General features: G+C 35.8%; 11 protein-coding genes and 2 tRNA genes. 5 read left to right on the top strand and 8 right to left on the bottom strand.

Annotated elements, in window-relative coordinates; translation table 11 throughout:
- Window positions 1-8: 8 nt before the first annotated feature.
- The 3 genes from ACSHWW_RS09735 to ACSHWW_RS09725 all read right to left on the bottom strand — a co-directional run bounded on the left by ACSHWW_RS09735 (window position 9) and on the right by ACSHWW_RS09725 (window position 2,331).
- A tRNA-Pro gene (locus ACSHWW_RS09735) sits at window positions 9-83 on the bottom strand.
- Between the two features lie 28 nt (window positions 84-111).
- A tRNA-Ser gene (locus ACSHWW_RS09730) sits at window positions 112-195 on the bottom strand.
- A gap of 96 nt (window positions 196-291) precedes the next feature.
- Window positions 292-2,331: an HD family phosphohydrolase gene (locus ACSHWW_RS09725; protein ID WP_435682254.1), complete on the bottom strand. Its 2,040-nt coding sequence runs from the start codon at window positions 2,329-2,331 to the stop codon at window positions 292-294.
- Window positions 2,332-2,476: 145 nt separating this feature from the next.
- On the opposite strand from ACSHWW_RS09725, the gene ACSHWW_RS09720 reads away from it, so the two are divergent.
- Together ACSHWW_RS09720 and ACSHWW_RS09715 are read left to right on the top strand one after the other, a co-directional pair.
- On the top strand, window positions 2,477-3,652 hold the full coding sequence (locus tag ACSHWW_RS09720) for an acetyl-CoA C-acyltransferase (protein ID WP_435682253.1): 1,176 nt from the start codon (window positions 2,477-2,479) through the stop codon (window positions 3,650-3,652).
- Between the two features lie 10 nt (window positions 3,653-3,662).
- Complete coding sequence (locus ACSHWW_RS09715; protein WP_435682252.1) at window positions 3,663-4,409, top strand: NlpC/P60 family protein; 747 nt, start codon at window positions 3,663-3,665, stop codon at window positions 4,407-4,409.
- A 49-nt stretch (window positions 4,410-4,458) separates the two neighbouring features.
- Here the strand turns inward: ACSHWW_RS09715 and ACSHWW_RS09710 are convergent, their stop codons facing one another.
- Together ACSHWW_RS09710 and gyrA are read right to left on the bottom strand one after the other, a co-directional pair.
- A complete protein-coding gene (locus ACSHWW_RS09710; RefSeq protein WP_435682251.1) occupies window positions 4,459-5,691 on the bottom strand; it encodes a tetratricopeptide repeat protein in 1,233 nt (410 codons plus the stop codon).
- Window positions 5,692-5,709: 18 nt separating this feature from the next.
- The gene (gene gyrA / locus ACSHWW_RS09705) at window positions 5,710-8,232 is read right to left on the bottom strand and encodes a DNA gyrase subunit A (RefSeq protein ID WP_435682250.1); all 2,523 of its coding nucleotides are present in this window, start codon (window positions 8,230-8,232) and stop codon (window positions 5,710-5,712) included.
- A 271-nt stretch (window positions 8,233-8,503) separates the two neighbouring features.
- Between gyrA and ACSHWW_RS09700 the strand changes: the two genes are divergently transcribed.
- Entirely contained in the window at window positions 8,504-11,149 is a 2,646-nt protein-coding gene (locus ACSHWW_RS09700) for an ATP-dependent Clp protease ATP-binding subunit (RefSeq protein ID WP_435682249.1), read from the top strand.
- Window positions 11,150-11,412: 263 nt separating this feature from the next.
- Complete coding sequence (locus tag ACSHWW_RS09695) at window positions 11,413-11,820, top strand: hypothetical protein (RefSeq protein ID WP_435682248.1); 408 nt, start codon at window positions 11,413-11,415, stop codon at window positions 11,818-11,820.
- Here ACSHWW_RS09695 and hutH read toward each other — a convergent pair.
- The gene (gene hutH / locus ACSHWW_RS09690; protein ID WP_435682247.1) at window positions 11,813-13,321 is read right to left on the bottom strand and encodes a histidine ammonia-lyase; all 1,509 of its coding nucleotides are present in this window, start codon (window positions 13,319-13,321) and stop codon (window positions 11,813-11,815) included. The two genes, ACSHWW_RS09695 and hutH, sit on opposite strands and share 8 nt — an antisense overlap.
- Before the next feature lie 179 nt (window positions 13,322-13,500).
- On the opposite strand from hutH, the gene ACSHWW_RS09685 reads away from it, so the two are divergent.
- Window positions 13,501-14,385: a cyanophycinase gene (locus ACSHWW_RS09685; RefSeq protein ID WP_435682246.1), complete on the top strand. Its 885-nt coding sequence runs from the start codon at window positions 13,501-13,503 to the stop codon at window positions 14,383-14,385.
- Between the two features lie 236 nt (window positions 14,386-14,621).
- On the opposite strand, the gene ACSHWW_RS09680 is transcribed toward ACSHWW_RS09685, so the two are convergent.
- Together ACSHWW_RS09680 and ACSHWW_RS09675 are read right to left on the bottom strand one after the other, a co-directional pair.
- Complete coding sequence (locus ACSHWW_RS09680; RefSeq protein WP_435682245.1) at window positions 14,622-15,407, bottom strand: alpha/beta fold hydrolase; 786 nt, start codon at window positions 15,405-15,407, stop codon at window positions 14,622-14,624.
- A gap of 94 nt (window positions 15,408-15,501) precedes the next feature.
- Window positions 15,502-16,434 (bottom strand): isoaspartyl peptidase/L-asparaginase family protein, encoded by a 933-nt coding sequence (locus tag ACSHWW_RS09675; RefSeq protein ID WP_435682244.1) that lies wholly within the window; start codon window positions 16,432-16,434, stop codon window positions 15,502-15,504.
- Between the last annotated feature and the right edge of the window lie 245 nt (window positions 16,435-16,679).

Raw genomic sequence — 16,679 nt, 5'->3', positions numbered from 1 at the left:
GCTTTTTGTCGGGGTGGCAGGATTCGAACCTGCGACCTCCTCGTCCCAAACGAGGCGCGATGACCGGGCTACGCTACACCCCGAAAAGATCATCTTTAATTTAGAAAATAGCGGAGAGACAGGGACTCGAACCCTGGCGACGGTTGCCCGTCGACAGATTAGCAATCTGCTCCATTACCACTCTGGCACCTCTCCTAAATTTTTAAGAACTTGCCGTTGTTTCCAAAAGCGGATGCAAATGTAATTCTTCTTTTAATTACCGCAAACATTATTTAATGTTTTTTCTATCTTTTATTCAGGATACTCAATTCTTAAATGATAGATATTAGCTAACTTCTTTTTAATCACAGACTTGATGGTTTCAATTTGTTTAAAAGTTATATCAGCATTTATAAATTGATTTTGCTCTACTTGCTTCGTAATGATTTTATCTACTAAATTATCGATAGCTATTGATGTTGGATTTTTTAAACTTTTAGAAGCTGCCTCTACGCTATCTGCTATCATTAATATAGCTGTTTCTGGACTAAATGGTTTAGGGCCAGGATATTGATAATCTTTAACATCTAGATCAGGATTGTTTTCCATCGCTTTTTTATAAAAATAGTACACAGTTGAGTCACCATGATGAGTTCTTATAAAATCTATGATACGATCTGGTATATTATTCTTTTTTGCTATCTCAATTCCATTTATCGTATGATTGATTATAATTGCGGCACTTTCTTCTGGATCAAGATCATCATGAGGATTAATTCCGCTTCCTTGATTTTCTGTGAAGTATGTAGGATTTGCCATTTTACCAATGTCATGATATAAAGCTCCTACTCTTACGAGCATAGCGTTTGCATGAATAGCATTTGCAGCAGATTCTGCTATGTTTGCAACATTTAGTGAATGATGAAAAGTACCTGGAGCTTTGTTAGAAAGCTCTTTTAATAGCTTTGAATTAGTATCTGAAAGTTCTAATAATGAAACATCACTAACTAAACTAAATGTTTTTTCATAAATATAAATGATAGGCCATACAAATAACATTGCTAGTCCACAAATAACAAAATAACCAATTTTATTCCATTCCCAACCTACTACTCCACCTTGGTTCACTGCATAAAAAGCAAAATAACCACCAATATAGATGAGCAATATTTGTCCAATAGTAATAAAGAGATTTGCTCTTTTATAAATTTCAGAACTACTTAATATCGTTACTATTCCTGCGGTAATTTGCAAAAAAAGATATTCCTCTCCATTGGGAACAATGAAACTGAGTATTAATATAGTAATTACATGAACAAATAAACCTACTCTAGCGTCAAAAAAGGCCTTGAGTATGAGAGGTAATAAACAAACTGGTACTAAATAAACATAAGTAGCCTCTAATTTGATTACAAGTGAAGTTAATACAACTATCGATAAAACATTAAAAAATATAAAAATCAACTTACGTGTATTATTATATATTTCGGGTCTATACCTTATCAAAAATAGAATCAACATCGTGTATGTTAGACCAACTAGAATAAGATATCCTAGCAATTTCCATAAGTATTGAGATTCTGACCAGGTTTGAGATTGGTACGTCTCGTTGAGTGTATTAAGGATCTGATATTTCTCTCCTTCCACTATTTCGCCTTGAGCGATAATTCTGGAATTCATAGGAACCATTCCTCTAGTAGGTAGTACTTGTCTTATCTGATCTTCAATGATTTTTGTAGTAAGGTTTGAATCGAATGCCAAATTTGGTTTCAAGTTTTTGAAAATTACATTTCTAGCCCATTCCTTGTCCTTAAATTCAGACTCATCTACTGAATTACTAATAACTTGATTGAGTTTTTGTGGTGTTAAAACATCTTCATAATTCTTTTCTACAAACCGATTATCCACTTTTAAGATGATTATTTCTTGCGAACCTAGATCATAATTTTCTTCCAAATATGGTGAAAGATATATGTCATCTAAGATTTGATTAAGGAGTCTGATTTGACTTTCAGAATCAAATTTTAAAGAATCTGGGTAATTTTGATCAAAATCATTTTTAACTTCTGATTTTACTTGAGTAATCACCTCATTATTGAGGTTAAAGTACTTAGGACTGCTCGATCTGATTTCATTAATTTCCTCATCAATTGCATCCTTGCTCTTGTTAATAGGAAAGGAAAATGGCGCATAAAGAGTTTCATATTGCCATGGCTCTCCTTTACTGAAATCATATTTAAATCGATCGCTTTTAGGAAAGAAATATACGGTTAATAACGTGGCTGTAATAACAAGAATACTTCTTAAAACTATGTCTTGATATTTATAATAATTGGTTTTTTTTTCTTCCATTACATACAAATAAACGATTAACTAATCAGTTCTGATAATTTGTCTATATAAAAATAGGTATTAAGTTTTGAACTGTGGGTTTATATGGCAAAAGCTAATTCTTATAATGTGGGAATTGCTTATTTTCGCATGAAAATATCTAATCATGAATAAAGTCGTTATTGTATCATATGCTAGAACACCTATAGGAAGTTTTATGGGTAAATTATCTAGCGTTCCTGCAACTCAATTGGGTAGTATCGCAATCAAAGGTGCTCTAGATAAAATTGATTTAGATCCGTCTTTAGTCGAAGAAGTATTGATGGGAAATGTGGTTCAAGCTGGTACAGGTCAAGCTCCTGCTAGGCAAGCTGCATTAGGCGCTGGTTTATCTGATAATGTTCCATGTACGACGGTAAATAAAGTTTGTGCTAGTGGGATGAAAACAATCATGATGGCTGCGCAAGCAATCGCGACAGGAGATAAGGATATCGTAGTTGCTGGTGGAATGGAAAACATGAGTATGATTCCACATTATGTGCACATGCGTACTGGTCAAAAATTTGGTCCAGCTACACTTATTGATGGAATGCAAAAAGATGGCTTAGTAGACGCTTACGATCAAAACGCTATGGGAGTTTGTGCTGATATGTGCGCAACAGAACACAAATTTAGTAGAGAAGATCAAGATTCGTTTGCAGTTCAATCATACAACAGATCAGCCGAAGCATGGAAAAACGGAAAGTTTAATAATGAAGTAGTTCCAGTTGCTGTACCTCAAAGAAGAGGAGATGATGTAATTGTAGATCATGATGAAGAATATTCGAATGTAAGAATGGAGAAGATTCCATCTCTAAGACCTGCATTTACAAAAGATGGAACCGTAACTGCTGCAAATGCTTCTACAATAAATGATGGAGCCGCAGCAATAGTTTTGATGAGTGAAGATAAAGCTAAAGAATTAGGACTTAATCCTATTGCAACTATAATAGGTTATGCAGATGCTGCTCAAGAACCTAAATGGTTTACAACTGCTCCTGCAAAAGCCCTACCTCTTGCGTTAAGCAAAGCTGGAATTTCTCAAGATGATGTTGATTATTTTGAATTTAATGAAGCCTTTTCAATTGTAGGCTTAGCAAATATGAAAATATTAGGTCTTAATGACTCTAACGTTAATATCTACGGTGGTGCAGTTTCTCTAGGACATCCACTTGGATGTAGTGGTGCTCGCATTGTTACTACGCTCTTAAGTGTATTAACACAAGAAAATGGATCCATAGGAGCAGCCGCTATATGTAATGGTGGTGGTGGTGCGAGTGCAATTGTAATTAAAAAAGCCTAATCTTAATTAAATGAAGTACGGGATTTGCCCTATTTCGGTAGCACCGCTACGCCTTGAAACTAAGGATTCCAGTGAAATGGTATCACAAGTTCTCTATGGTGAACATTTTAAAATTATTGAAGAACGAAAAAAATGGGTTAAAATAAGGCTCGCTCATGATTCTTATGAAGGTTGGATTGATATCAAGCAAATTATTGAAATTGAAGCTGAGTTATACCATCAAATCGATAATACAGAGCGCAGATTTGCTAAAGATCTAATTAGTCATATCACTCACCACAATGAATCTTTAAGTACAATAACTATTGGCGCTCAGGTTTCTACTGCTCCTTTTCTAGCAGATTCTTATCAATTAGAAAGTACTGCCGGTAGTTCCAAAAATGATTTAATAAATAATGCTCTACTATTACTTAACACGCCATACTTATGGGGTGGACGCACACCGCTAGGCATAGACTGTAGTGGTTTTACACAATTGATTTACAGACTTAGCGGATTCAATTTATTAAGAGACGCAAGTCAACAAGCAACCCAAGGTGAAGTCTTAAGCTTTATTGAAGAAGCTGAAGAAGGTGATTTAGCTTTTTTTGATAACAATGAAGGTAACATTACTCATGTAGGTTTAATTATGAGAGATAATTATATCGTTCATGCGCATGGTAAAGTACGCATTGATAGATTAGATCAAAGTGGAATCTTTAATGTGGAACGACATCTTCATACTCATAAACTGAGAGTTATTAAAAAAATTATATAAAAAAGACCTGCTATTTGCAGGTCTTTTTATAAATGATTTTAAAGAATAATTATAGTCTAGCCTTGAGAGCCGCCGCTTTATCATCCATTTTGAAATAGCCATATAATGCTATTAAATTCTGAGCAACACTTTTATTCTTTGGCTCAATTTTTAAAGCTTTCTCTAGATAATCTACAGCTTTCTGATAGGTTCCATTTTTGGCCTCATTGAATTTTTTAACCGCTTCACTTCTACTGCCAGTTACTTTTGATTCATCATAAACCATTTCATTTGCAACTTGAATAAAGGCATTTGCTGCATTGTTAAGTGCTACCACGTTATCTTCTTGTAATTCTAAACTCTTATCATAAAAAAGAATAGCCTCATCATAATTTCCAGCTTTCAGCGCAGCATTAGCAAGGTTTTCGAAAAGTACTGGATCTTTCTTTCCATTTAGCAATTTTTCCATCGCTGCTTTATATTCATCCATCATGCCCAATTGCAAGTATATATTTGAAGATACGTTTTCAAGTGACTTATCATTAGGATACTTCTTCAAAGAATCTAAAAACAAAGTCTTAGCTTTAGCCTGATTCCCATCTACAACATATAGATAAACTAAACTATTCACTATAGGACCTAATTTAGATTCAGAAGTAGTGGAAGTTGCGTTTTTAAACTCGCCCGTCTTTACACCTATATCAATAGCTGTCTTACTCAACACGATTTTTTTTCCTGATTTAGCATCAATTGCAGAATATTCAGTTATTTTTCCTGTGTAACCTAAATCTACTAATTTTTGAAATCTAGTTTTAGCTTCATCATAAAGCTCTGACTGATAAGCTAAGCTTGCCGCTTGATACAACTGTAAAGTATCAGTAGGATTTTGCTTGTATAAATCATCAACAATAGTCATTGCTTCAGCATACTTTTTATTTTCTACTAAACCTTTTGCAAACTCATACATCTTGTTTTGAGCTGCAACTTTATACATTACTAAACTAGAATTTGAATCTTTATAGCCCAAAGTTTTAGCTTTATCAAAAGCTAAAACAGCCTTTTTAGCATCTTCTAAAGAAGCATCGCTTGATAAGGTGTTACCAATTAAAGTAGCTCCTTTTAAATATTCATATTCTGCTACCTGATCACCTTCGAGAGCAGATTCGTCTATGGTTTTAAAAAGATCTCGTGCAACATCAAATTTCTTTTTTTCTAATGCTGATTTAGTTTTTCTTATCTCTTTCTTCTGAGCAAAACCTATTGCTGCAATGGCAAGAAATAAAATTGTTAATTTAATTTTCATCTTATAATGGTTTAAAATTTATTCTTCGCTATCATCATTTGCAACAGTCGTGCCAGCGTCATCAACGCTAGTGTTTTCAGCACCTTCAAGTTCTTCATCATCATCTTCTTGAGCAACTTTTGCAACAGCAGCAATAGAATCATTTCCTTTAAGATTTATTAAACGCACACCTTGTGTAGCACGTCCCATAACTCTCAAATTTTTCACATCTATACGTATAGCAACACCAGATTTATTGATAATCATCAATCCATCTTCATCTGTCACGTTCTTAAGAGCTACTAAACCACCAGTCTTATCTGTAACAGATATGGTTTTAACTCCTTTTCCACCACGGTTAGTTTCTCTATAATCTTCAAGACTAGAACGCTTACCGTATCCTTTTTCAGAAACTACAAGAATGTTTGATTCCATGTCATTAACAGCAACCATTCCTATTACCTCATCATCATCATTTGCAAGTCTTATTCCTCTAACTCCACTGGCATTTCTACCCATAGAACGAGTCTTAGCTTCATCAAACCTTATGGCTTTACCACTCTTTAAACCTAACATTACATGACTGTCTCCAGTAGTTAATTTGGCTTCAAGCAAGGTATCACCTTCACGTATAGTAATTGCATTAATACCATTAGTACGTGGTCTAGAGTACTGTTCTAGAGATGTTTTCTTAACAACTCCTTTCTTAGTACACATAATCACATAGTGACTATTAATATATTCTTCATCTTTAATATCTTGAGTACAGATAACAGCCTTCACACTATCGTCTGGCTCAATGTTAATTAAGTTTTGAATAGCACGACCTTTAGAAGTACGACTACCTTCTGGTATTTCATAAACTCTCATCCAGAAACATTTTCCTTTCTCTGTAAAGAATAACATGTACTGGTGATTAGTTCCCACAAAAATATCTTGAAGGAAATCTTCATCTCTAGTAGTACTTGCTTTCTGTCCTACTCCACCACGTCGCTGAGTTTTATATTCAGTAATCGCAGTCCTTTTAATATAACCAGCATGAGAAATTGTAATTACAACTTGCTCATCTGGAATCATGTCTTCTATGGAAAGATCTCCACCAGCATATTCAATTTGAGAACGACGCTCATCACCATACTTTTCTTGAACCTCAAGTAATTCTTCTTTGATGATCTCCATACGACGTTCCTTTTTTGCAAGAATGTCTTTCAAGTCTGTGATAGTAGCAACTAAGTCGTTATACTCATTACGTAATTTATCTTGCTCTAGACCAGTAAGCTGTCTCAATCGCATTTCTACGATGGCACGTGCTTGAATCTCAGATAATTCAAAACGCTTGATTAACTTCTCACGAGCTTCTTCACCATTACTACTGCTTCTTATAAGTGCAATTACCTCATCTATATTATCTGATGCGATTATTAATCCTTCAAGAATGTGTGCTCTTTCCTCTGCTTTGCGCAATTCAAACTCAGTACGTCTTACAACAACATCATGTCTATGTTCTACAAAGTAGTGAATCATCTCCTTAACATTAAGGAGTTGAGGACGACCTTTTACTAGAGCAATATTGTTAACACTAAAAGATGATTGTAGTGCTGTGTGCTTGTATAATTTATTAATAACGATATTAGGAATCGCATCACGTTTCAAAATGTAAACGATACGCATTCCATTACGGTCAGATTCATCTCTAATCATCGAGATACCTTCTAACTTTTTCTCGTTAATAAGGTCTGCCGTTTTCTTAATCATATCGGCTTTATTCACCTGATATGGTAATTCATCAACGATGATACATTCACGACCTTTGACTTCTTCTAATCGTACACGACCACGTATTTTCACACGACCGCGACCTGTATGCATGGCATCTTTAACACCATCATAACCATAAATGATTCCACCGGTAGGGAAATCTGGAGCTTTTACATGAGTGATAAGTTCATCGATCTCGATGTCATTATTATCTATGTAAGCGATAGTTCCATCGATAACTTCAGTTAAGTTATGTGGTGGCATGTTAGTCGCCATTCCTACTGCAATTCCAGACGCTCCATTCACTAACAAGTTAGGAATACGAGTAGGCATTACGGTAGGCTCATTTAACGTATCGTCAAAGTTGAGCTGCGTGTCCACAGTTTCTTTATCTATATCTGCAAGAATTTCTTCAGATATTTTGCGCATTCTCGCCTCGGTATAACGCATGGCAGCTGGTGGATCACCATCTACGCTACCAAAGTTTCCTTGACCATCCACAAGCATATAACGCAATGACCATTCTTGAGCCATACGCACCATAGTATCATATACAGATGTATCACCATGTGGATGATACTTTCCTAATACTTCACCTACTATTCTTGCACTCTTTTTATATCCTCTATTAGACAGTACACCTAGCTCATACATTCCGTAGAGCACACGTCTGTGTACTGGTTTTAGTCCATCTCGCACATCTGGCAGTGCTCGTGACACTATGACTGACATCGAGTAATCGATGTATGCTGATTTCATCTCATCCTCGATATTGATCGGGATTAACTTTTCTCCATCTGCCATTTAAAAAACCGTTTTATTAATACTTTTGTTATTAAGCTAGCAATTTAATGAAAAAGCTAGTCCTTATAAGGCTTTAGAACAGTTTAAGAGCTGTTTTTATTAACAGATTATCGACTTTAATGTGGATAAGTTTAACATGTAGGCAAGTACCGCTCTAAGTGGCTGTTTTTATGACGCTTTCGCGAAAGCGTGAACACCAAAACAATCTTTTAACAAAATGGTACACATATTGAACAACTAGAATTCATTACATTTAACTCAAAGTAGTAACATGGACGATAATTTTTCACCAAGAGTCAAAGACGTGATAGCTTACAGCAAGGAAGAAGCGCTGAGGCTAGGTCACGATTTTATAGGAACAGAACACTTAATGCTAGGTTTATTGAGAGATGGCGACGGTAAAGCAATCGATATCTTGAATAACTTAACTGTGGATTTAGATCATTTGCGCCGCAAAGTAGAAATACTTAGCCCAGCAAATCCTAGTACACAAATTGCCGCAAACGAGAAGAAAAACTTGCACCTCACACGACAAGCGGAGCGTGCACTTAAAACTACTTTTCTAGAAGCAAAATTATTTCAAAGTTCTTCTATCAACACTGCCCATCTTTTATTGTGCATTTTACGCAATGAAAATGACCCTACTACTAAGCTTTTAAACAAGCTTAAAGTGGATTATGATGGTGTGAAAGAAGAATTTAAAAGCTTACTGTCCCAAGAAGATGGCTATACTGAAGATCCTATAGAAGGTGCATTCAATGAAAATGCAGACTCTGGAGATGATCTAGGTGGCGACGAGAAAGAAAATCTATTCACGCCTAGTGGCAACAGCCCTAAAGGTGGTAAGAAGAGTAAAACTCCTGTTCTAGACAACTTTGGTAGAGATTTAACTAAAGCTGCCGAAGACGGAAAACTCGATCCTGTAGTAGGTCGTGTGGAAGAAATACAACGTGTTTCTCAAATCTTGAGCCGTCGTAAAAAGAACAACCCTTTACTTATAGGTGAAGCTGGTGTAGGTAAAAGTGCTATTGCCGAAGGTCTTGCATTGCGTATCGTAGAACGTAAAGTGTCTCGCATTCTTTATGACAAACGAGTGATTACTCTAGATCTAGCCAGTTTAGTTGCTGGTACTAAATATAGAGGTCAGTTTGAAGAACGCATGAAAGCTGTAATGAATGAGCTAGAGAAGAATGATGACATTATTCTTTTTATAGATGAGATTCATACTATAGTAGGTGCTGGTGGAGCCGCTGGTTCTCTAGATGCATCTAACATGTTTAAGCCTGCTCTCGCTCGAGGCGAAATTCAATGTATAGGAGCTACTACCCTAGACGAATATCGTAACAGCATAGAAAAAGATGGAGCGCTAGAAAGACGTTTCCAAAAGGTAATGGTTGAACCTACAAGCGTAGAGGAAACTATTATTATACTTAATAACATTAAGGAGAAGTATGAAGAACACCACAACGTGTCTTATACTGATGCTGCTATTGAAGCTTGTGTAAAGCTTACTAATAGATACATGACAGACCGTTTCCTTCCAGACAAAGCAATTGACGCACTGGATGAGGCTGGTTCTCGCATACATATCACAAACATAGAAGTGCCACAACAAATTCTAGATCTTGAAAAACAATTAGAAGATGTTAAGGAAGAGAAAACTGCTGTTGTTAAAAAACAGAAGTATGAACAAGCTGCAAAGCTGCGTGATGATGAGAAGAAGTTAGAAAAAGCACTTGCTGAGGCTCAAGAGACTTGGGAAGAAACTTCTAAACTTCACAAAGACACGGTAACTGAAGAAAACGTAGCCGAAGTAGTAAGTATGATGACCGGAATTCCAGTTAATCGTATCGCTACTAAGGAAATGAAGAAGTTATTTAACCTGGGCGATTCTATTAAAGGAAAAGTGATAGGTCAAGATAATGCAGTTAAGAAAGTCGTTAAGGCAATACAGCGTAACCGCGCAGGATTGAAAGATCCTAATAAGCCTATCGGTTCCTTTATTTTCTTAGGACAGACTGGTGTAGGTAAAACGCAACTGGCCAAAGTTATTGCTAGCGAACTATTTGATTCAGCAAACTCGCTGATACGTATAGACATGAGTGAATATATGGAGAAGTTTGCTATATCTCGTTTGATAGGTGCTCCTCCAGGATATGTAGGTTATGAAGAAGGTGGACAACTTACTGAGAAAGTAAGACGCAAACCTTATGCTGTAATCTTGCTAGATGAGATTGAAAAAGCGCATCCAGATGTGTTTAATATGTTACTTCAAGTTCTAGATGATGGTTATTTAACAGATAGTCTAGGTCGTAAGATTGATTTTAGAAATACAATAATCATTATGACATCTAACGTAGGAGCTCGTAAGTTGAAAGACTTTGGATCTGGAGTTGGATTTGGTACAGCTGCTCGTAAAAGTGCCGAAGATGATAACACACGTAGTGTTATAGAAGGAGCCTTAAAGAAAACATTTGCACCTGAATTCTTAAACAGAATAGATGATGTGATTGTTTTTAACGCACTAGAAAGAGATGACATTCATAAGATTATTGATATAGAGCTTACTAAGTTGTTTGCTCGTATTAAAGGTTTAGGATATGACTTAACACTAAGTGAAGCTGCCAAAGACTATATCGCAGATAAAGGATTTGATAAGCAATATGGTGCACGTCCACTAAACCGTGCTATTCAAAAATACATAGAAGACGCACTCGCTGAGGCTATAGTTAATAGTGAACTGACAGAAGGTGATTCTATATTTATGGACTTAGATAAAAAGTCTGAAGAGCTTAAAATTAAAATTGAAAAGCCTAAAACTCCTAAGAAATCAGAAGTTGATATAGAATCTGAAACATCTACCGAGTCTCAATCCACAACAGATACTGATACAAACACAGAGTCTGAGTCGGAATAGTTAGTATTTTTATGATATGATATAAGCGTCTTAATTCATTTTAAGGCGCTTTTTTTATTTGGCAATTCTATCTGCATTTAAAATACGTTAACGCTGGTTAATTTATCGTGACCATTATTTTACAATTGGCTCTAACTCATGCCATACGAAAACGTTTGAACAACGTTAAAACAACCCTTTTATCGAGATATCTTACTAGACCTGATTTATTATGCAATGCATAACAAGCGCGCAGTAAATTTGTACTCGTTAAAACAAACAAAATGAAGACATTACAATTACCATTTGGAAAATTTGAATTCTACCCAGAACTTATTATCGGTAAATTGAAAGCTGGAATTCATTATGATTTAGAGATGAATGAACAATTAGTTCAACAGGTGACCGATTTTTATGGCTACGACTTACCTATTTCTTATATAGGTTTAAGAGAAAACGATTACAGTATCGATCCTATGGTACATAAGCACAATTCACAATTTGAGAACTTGTGCAGTGTTGCTATCGTAGATCAAAAGAAAAACTCACTAAATAGTTTAGAATTAGAAAGTAAATTCTTTAAAACAGGTAAACTTCAAGCCTTTGAAAATGTAGAAGAAGCTCTAGTATGGTCTAACAGAGAAGTAACTTCTCAACTAGCAAATATGGAAATAGCGTTTTCGCTTAATTAAAAATAATATCGGCTTCAAGCCTGGTATCTGTTATAATTTGAGAAGCTTTTATAATATCATCGTGTAACACGCGATCATTTGTTAATACTGGTACTTCTGTTCTTAAAGCATCTATAAGTCCGTTTAAGAATGAAGATGTATTTTTAGGTTTACGTTCTTCTATTCCTTGTGCAGCGGCAAGTAATTCTATTGCTAGCACATTCTGTACATTATTTATAATGCGATAAGTTTTAGTCGCTGCATTTGCTCCCATACTCACATGGTCTTCCTGACCATTTGAAGAAACTATACTATCTACACTCGCTGGTGTTGCGAGTTGTTTGTTTTGGCTTACTATACTGGCCGCAGTGTATTGTAAAATCATCATACCACTATTTAATCCTGGATTATTCACTAGAAATGCTGGTAATCCACGAGTTCCACTCATTAATTGGAATGTTCTACGCTCACTTATACTCGCAATCTCTGCCATAGCGATTCCTAGAAAATCTAGAGCTAGAGCAAGTGGTTGTCCATGAAAGTTCCCGCCAGATATAATAGCATCAGACTCTGGGAAAATATTAGGATTATCAGTTACTGAATTTACTTCTGTAAGAATTGTCTTTTTTATAAATTTTAATGTGTCCCATGTTGCTCCATGAACCTGTGGAATACATCTAAAACTATAAGGATCTTGAACGTTTACTTTTTCGCCTTGAGCGATAACACTATCATCTAAGAGAGATAACATCAAGTCTGCACTACGCAGTTGCCCAGCATGTGGACGTATCAAATGAATACGTGCGTCAAACGGCGATAAATTACAGTCAAATGCATCTACTGACATCGCGCCAGTCAAATGAGCCCAGTACCATAATTTGTGAGATTTCACAACGGTATGAACTCCATATGCCAGCATGAACTGAGTTCCATTAATAAGTGCCAGTCCTTCCTTAGACTTTAATTTAAGTGGTTCCCAACCCATTTGTGTATGAAGCTGCTCTGCTCCTATTTTTTTACCTTTATAATGAACTTCGCCTTTTCCTATAAGTGGTAACGCTAGATGCGCAAGCGGTGCAAGATCACCACTAGCTCCTAGCGAGCCTTGTTCATAGACCACAGGATAAACTTCGTTATTAAAAAATGCTATTAAACGTTCCACCACTTCTCTACTTATACCACTATGACCGTAACTCAAACTCTGAATTTTGAGAAACAACATCATGCGTATAATTTCTTGAGGAACTTCATCTCCAGTACCACAGGCATGTGACATTAACAAGTTATGTTGTAATTGCTGCAATTCACTAGAACTTATATGCGTGTTGCATAATGAACCGAAACCTGTATTAATTCCATAAGTAGCTGCAGCATCTTTATGATCAAAACGCTCATCTAAGTAAGAACGACATTTCTCGATGCGTTCAACGGCATCTTGAGAAAGAGATAATGTAACCGGTTGCTCGAGAATTACCTGTAACTGTTCAATGCTTAACAACTTAGAAGAGATAACGTGTTCCATGGATGGTGTTTTAAATAGTAATACAATGATAAGTAAACTACCACCTATCCCAAAACCATAAAGCAAATAGACTTGAGAAGTTATTTACGGAAAATATATAGTTCAAAGTAGATCATTTATGGTTTAAAACTTCTACTGCTCGTATAGCTTAAGAACTATAAAAAAATTATTTTTGCAACATGATTAAAAATGAAGAAATCTTGAAACAACCTAAAGGAACATTGATCCCTATAGGCGGTAATGAAGATAAAGGAATAGAAGAAAGTGAGCAATACACGCTGGAATTTGTAACAGACGGTATTTTGTACCATGTAGTAAAAGAGTCTGGTGGCTCAAATGCTAACATTGTAGTTATTCCAACCGCTTCAAGTATTCCTGTAGAAGTTGGAGAAAATTATTTAGAAGCATTCCATACGCTAGGTTGCAAGAATGTGACGGTTCTTGATATCAGATCTAAAGAGGATTCAGAAAAACAAACTTCTATCGATTTGATAAAAAACGCCGATGGAATTATGTTTTCAGGCGGTGACCAATCTAAAATCACAGATAAAATAGGCGGAACGACCATACATCAAATACTACTCGATCGTTATCTAAACGAAGAAGGATTTGTAATAGCAGGAACTAGCGCTGGAGCAATGGTAATGGCAAACGAGATGATTGCTGGTGGAAGTGCCACCGAGTCTTTTATTAAAGGTGCCGTGAACATGTATAAAGGATTGAGTCTTATTCCAGAATTAATTATTGACACACATTTTATAAGAAGAGGTCGTTTTGGTCGTCAGTCTGAGGCGATTGCAAAATTCCCTAGCCTAGTGGGAATAGGTCTTGCTGAAGATACTGGTATGATCATTAAAAACGGTAGAGATTGTACTGTAATAGGATCAGGAATGGTGATCGTTTTTGATGGAAGTACTTTCCAGCACAATAACGAAAAAATCCTTGATGAAGGAACTCCTATGACCATTGCAAACATGACTGTTCATGTATTATCTAATAGTGATCAATATAATATCAAAACTAGAAAAGTAAATGTATTGCCTATCGAGGCTCCATTTATCTAGAAAATTAATTTAACTCATTGTAAAAACCGTGGGCGTTACTTGATGAAACGTAGGTTTCATCAAGTCGGGCTTTCCGTTAAATCTTTTTATTTTATTGTATCTATTACTTTCAGTGATAAATAAAAAGGATACCACTGCAATCCCTAACGCAGGAATAAAAGTTGCTCTGTAAACTCAATTTTGATCAGTGATATTTAAAAGAAATTCTATCTAGGTCAAAAGAATTTAAAAAAAAACTAAGCAGTTAAAGTGTTTAAAAACGATATGGTCTTGATATTAAAATCATCTGGCTGTTCTACGTTTACTACGTGACCACAATTCTCCACTACATATAGTGATGATTGCTCATGAGCCTTTACAACTCTCTTTATAGAAGGCAAGAATAAATGATCTTGAGCTCCCATGACATATAAGGTAGGGATTTCAATATCCTTTGCTCTAAAGAATCGAAGCAAAGGATTAATTTGAGCCGTTAACTTATACCATCTTATGAATTCCTTATGGCATAGCTTTTTGGCCTCATTTGCAAAGAGAAGTCTGGACTCTTTGTGGTTTTTTCTAGGCATGATGATAAAAGCAAACAGCTTATAGAGAATCATATAAGGCACTACAGACTTAAAAACATTTCCTACTCGCATTAACACCTGTGAGCGGAAATTCAATTTCAAAATAGCTCCACCCATCACCATACTTTCAACTAAGTCTGGTCTTTTCTCAGCTAGATTACGGATCAATATGGTGCCTAAGGAAATTCCAACAAAATGAGATTTTTTAATCTCCAAAAACTCAAGAACTTCTATGATATCATTAGTAATAGCATCAAAAGTATAATCATCACTCCAAGCGTCTTTTAAAGCAGGTTTGCTATTTCCATGACCTCTTAAATCCAGCACTAAAACATTAAACTCTTTTCTAAAAGCACGTATCTGGCGGAACCATATAGAACTACTACCACCAGCTCCATGGATAAAGGTTACCCATTTGGTCGTGTTCTCATTTAAGTATTTGTAGTGATTCAGCATATTATAGGTGACAAATATACTTTTAAAATACAGTAAGAAGGTAGGTTTTATAATTGCTATAACATCTTGATAGAAGATATGAAGGATCGATTATTTACCCATAAATACTCACCTCAACTTCACCATTAGAATTCTTACTCGCGCGATACATACCTTCAGTATTAAATGGCATAGAAATATTTCCTTTTGAATCAACAGCTATGAGTCCGCCGTCGCCGCCTATTTCTAGAATCCGTTTGTGGATGACTTCGTTTGCAGCCTCATCGAGTGACATTCCTTTGTGCTCCATTAAACAAGCCACATCATAAGCTACTACTCCACGTATAAAGAACTCGCCGCTTCCCGTACAGCTTATCGCACAGGTTTTATTATTTGCATAATTTCCTGCACCTACCATAGGGCTATCTCCTACTCGTCCCCATTTTTTATTGGTCATGCCGCCAGTAGATGTTGCGGCAGCGATGTTTCCATCCTTATCACAAGCTACTGCTCCTACCGTTCCAAACTTTGAATCTTTCTTTGTAGAATGATCCAATTGAAAACTATCTGTATCCCTTATTTCTAACCACTGATTGTGTCTAAACTCATCATAGAAATAAGATGCATCTTCAAACTTATAATTCAAGCCTTTTGCAAATTCGTGGGCTCCATCGCCAGCAAGAAATACATGCTCGCTTTTTTCCATTACATCTCTTGCCAAGCTTACAGGATTTTTAATTCCAGTAATTAAAGAAACTGCTCCTGCATTAAGCGATTTACCATCCATAATACTAGCGTCCATTTCATGAGTTCCAGTGGCTGTAAAAACAGCTCCTTTTCCAGCGTTAAATAACGGAGAGTTTTCTAAAACAACTACAGCAGCCTCAACAGCCTCAACAGCAGATTGTCCTTGTTCCAGCACTGCATAACCAGCATTCATAGCGGTTTGAAGATCATTTTTATAACGTGCTTCTAACTCTGGAGTCATCATCCCTTTAACCAATGTTCCTGCTCCACCGTGGATAGCGATTGAAAATTTATTATTCATTTAATTTTTTAAGTTTGATTGTTAGAATCAAGGTTTCCTGCAAAAATTACCGATTGATTATTATTTTTCACTTCGTAAAAATTTATTACCGATTACTTTTTAAAATATTTAATCTCAAATCATTAACCGTTAATCGTTAATCAACTTACAACCGAAACCTTTTCCCCAACCCTAAAGGGTGAGGTTTCTTGAAAACTATAGTTCAAGATTCTTTAGCCGTTCTTGATCTAACTTAGTAGATAAGC

The organism is Nonlabens sp. (genome assembly GCF_051251825.1).
Lineage (GTDB): Bacteria > Bacteroidota > Bacteroidia > Flavobacteriales > Flavobacteriaceae > Nonlabens.
Note: the sequence above shows the minus strand (reverse complement) of the source record. Positions and strands in the feature narration are given on the sequence as shown.

Excerpts from the sequence above, each read along its gene's own strand:
- gyrA (WP_435682250.1), bottom strand. The coding sequence starts at position 8,232 with ATGGCAGATGGAGAAAAGTTAATCCCGATCAATATCGAGGATGAGATG.
- ACSHWW_RS09725 (WP_435682254.1), bottom strand. The coding sequence starts at position 2,331 with ATGGAAGAAAAAAAAACCAATTATTATAAATATCAAGACATAGTTTTA.
- ACSHWW_RS09720 (WP_435682253.1), top strand. The coding sequence starts at position 2,477 with ATGAATAAAGTCGTTATTGTATCATATGCTAGAACACCTATAGGAAGT.
- ACSHWW_RS09695 (WP_435682248.1), top strand. The coding sequence starts at position 11,413 with ATGAAGACATTACAATTACCATTTGGAAAATTTGAATTCTACCCAGAA.
- hutH (WP_435682247.1), bottom strand. The coding sequence starts at position 13,321 with ATGGAACACGTTATCTCTTCTAAGTTGTTAAGCATTGAACAGTTACAG.
- ACSHWW_RS09685 (WP_435682246.1), top strand. The coding sequence starts at position 13,501 with ATGATTAAAAATGAAGAAATCTTGAAACAACCTAAAGGAACATTGATC.
- ACSHWW_RS09700 (WP_435682249.1), top strand. The coding sequence starts at position 8,504 with ATGGACGATAATTTTTCACCAAGAGTCAAAGACGTGATAGCTTACAGC.
- ACSHWW_RS09680 (WP_435682245.1), bottom strand. The coding sequence starts at position 15,407 with ATGCTGAATCACTACAAATACTTAAATGAGAACACGACCAAATGGGTA.
- ACSHWW_RS09710 (WP_435682251.1), bottom strand. The coding sequence starts at position 5,691 with ATGAAAATTAAATTAACAATTTTATTTCTTGCCATTGCAGCAATAGGT.
- ACSHWW_RS09675 (WP_435682244.1), bottom strand. The coding sequence starts at position 16,434 with ATGAATAATAAATTTTCAATCGCTATCCACGGTGGAGCAGGAACATTG.
- ACSHWW_RS09715 (WP_435682252.1), top strand. The coding sequence starts at position 3,663 with ATGAAGTACGGGATTTGCCCTATTTCGGTAGCACCGCTACGCCTTGAA.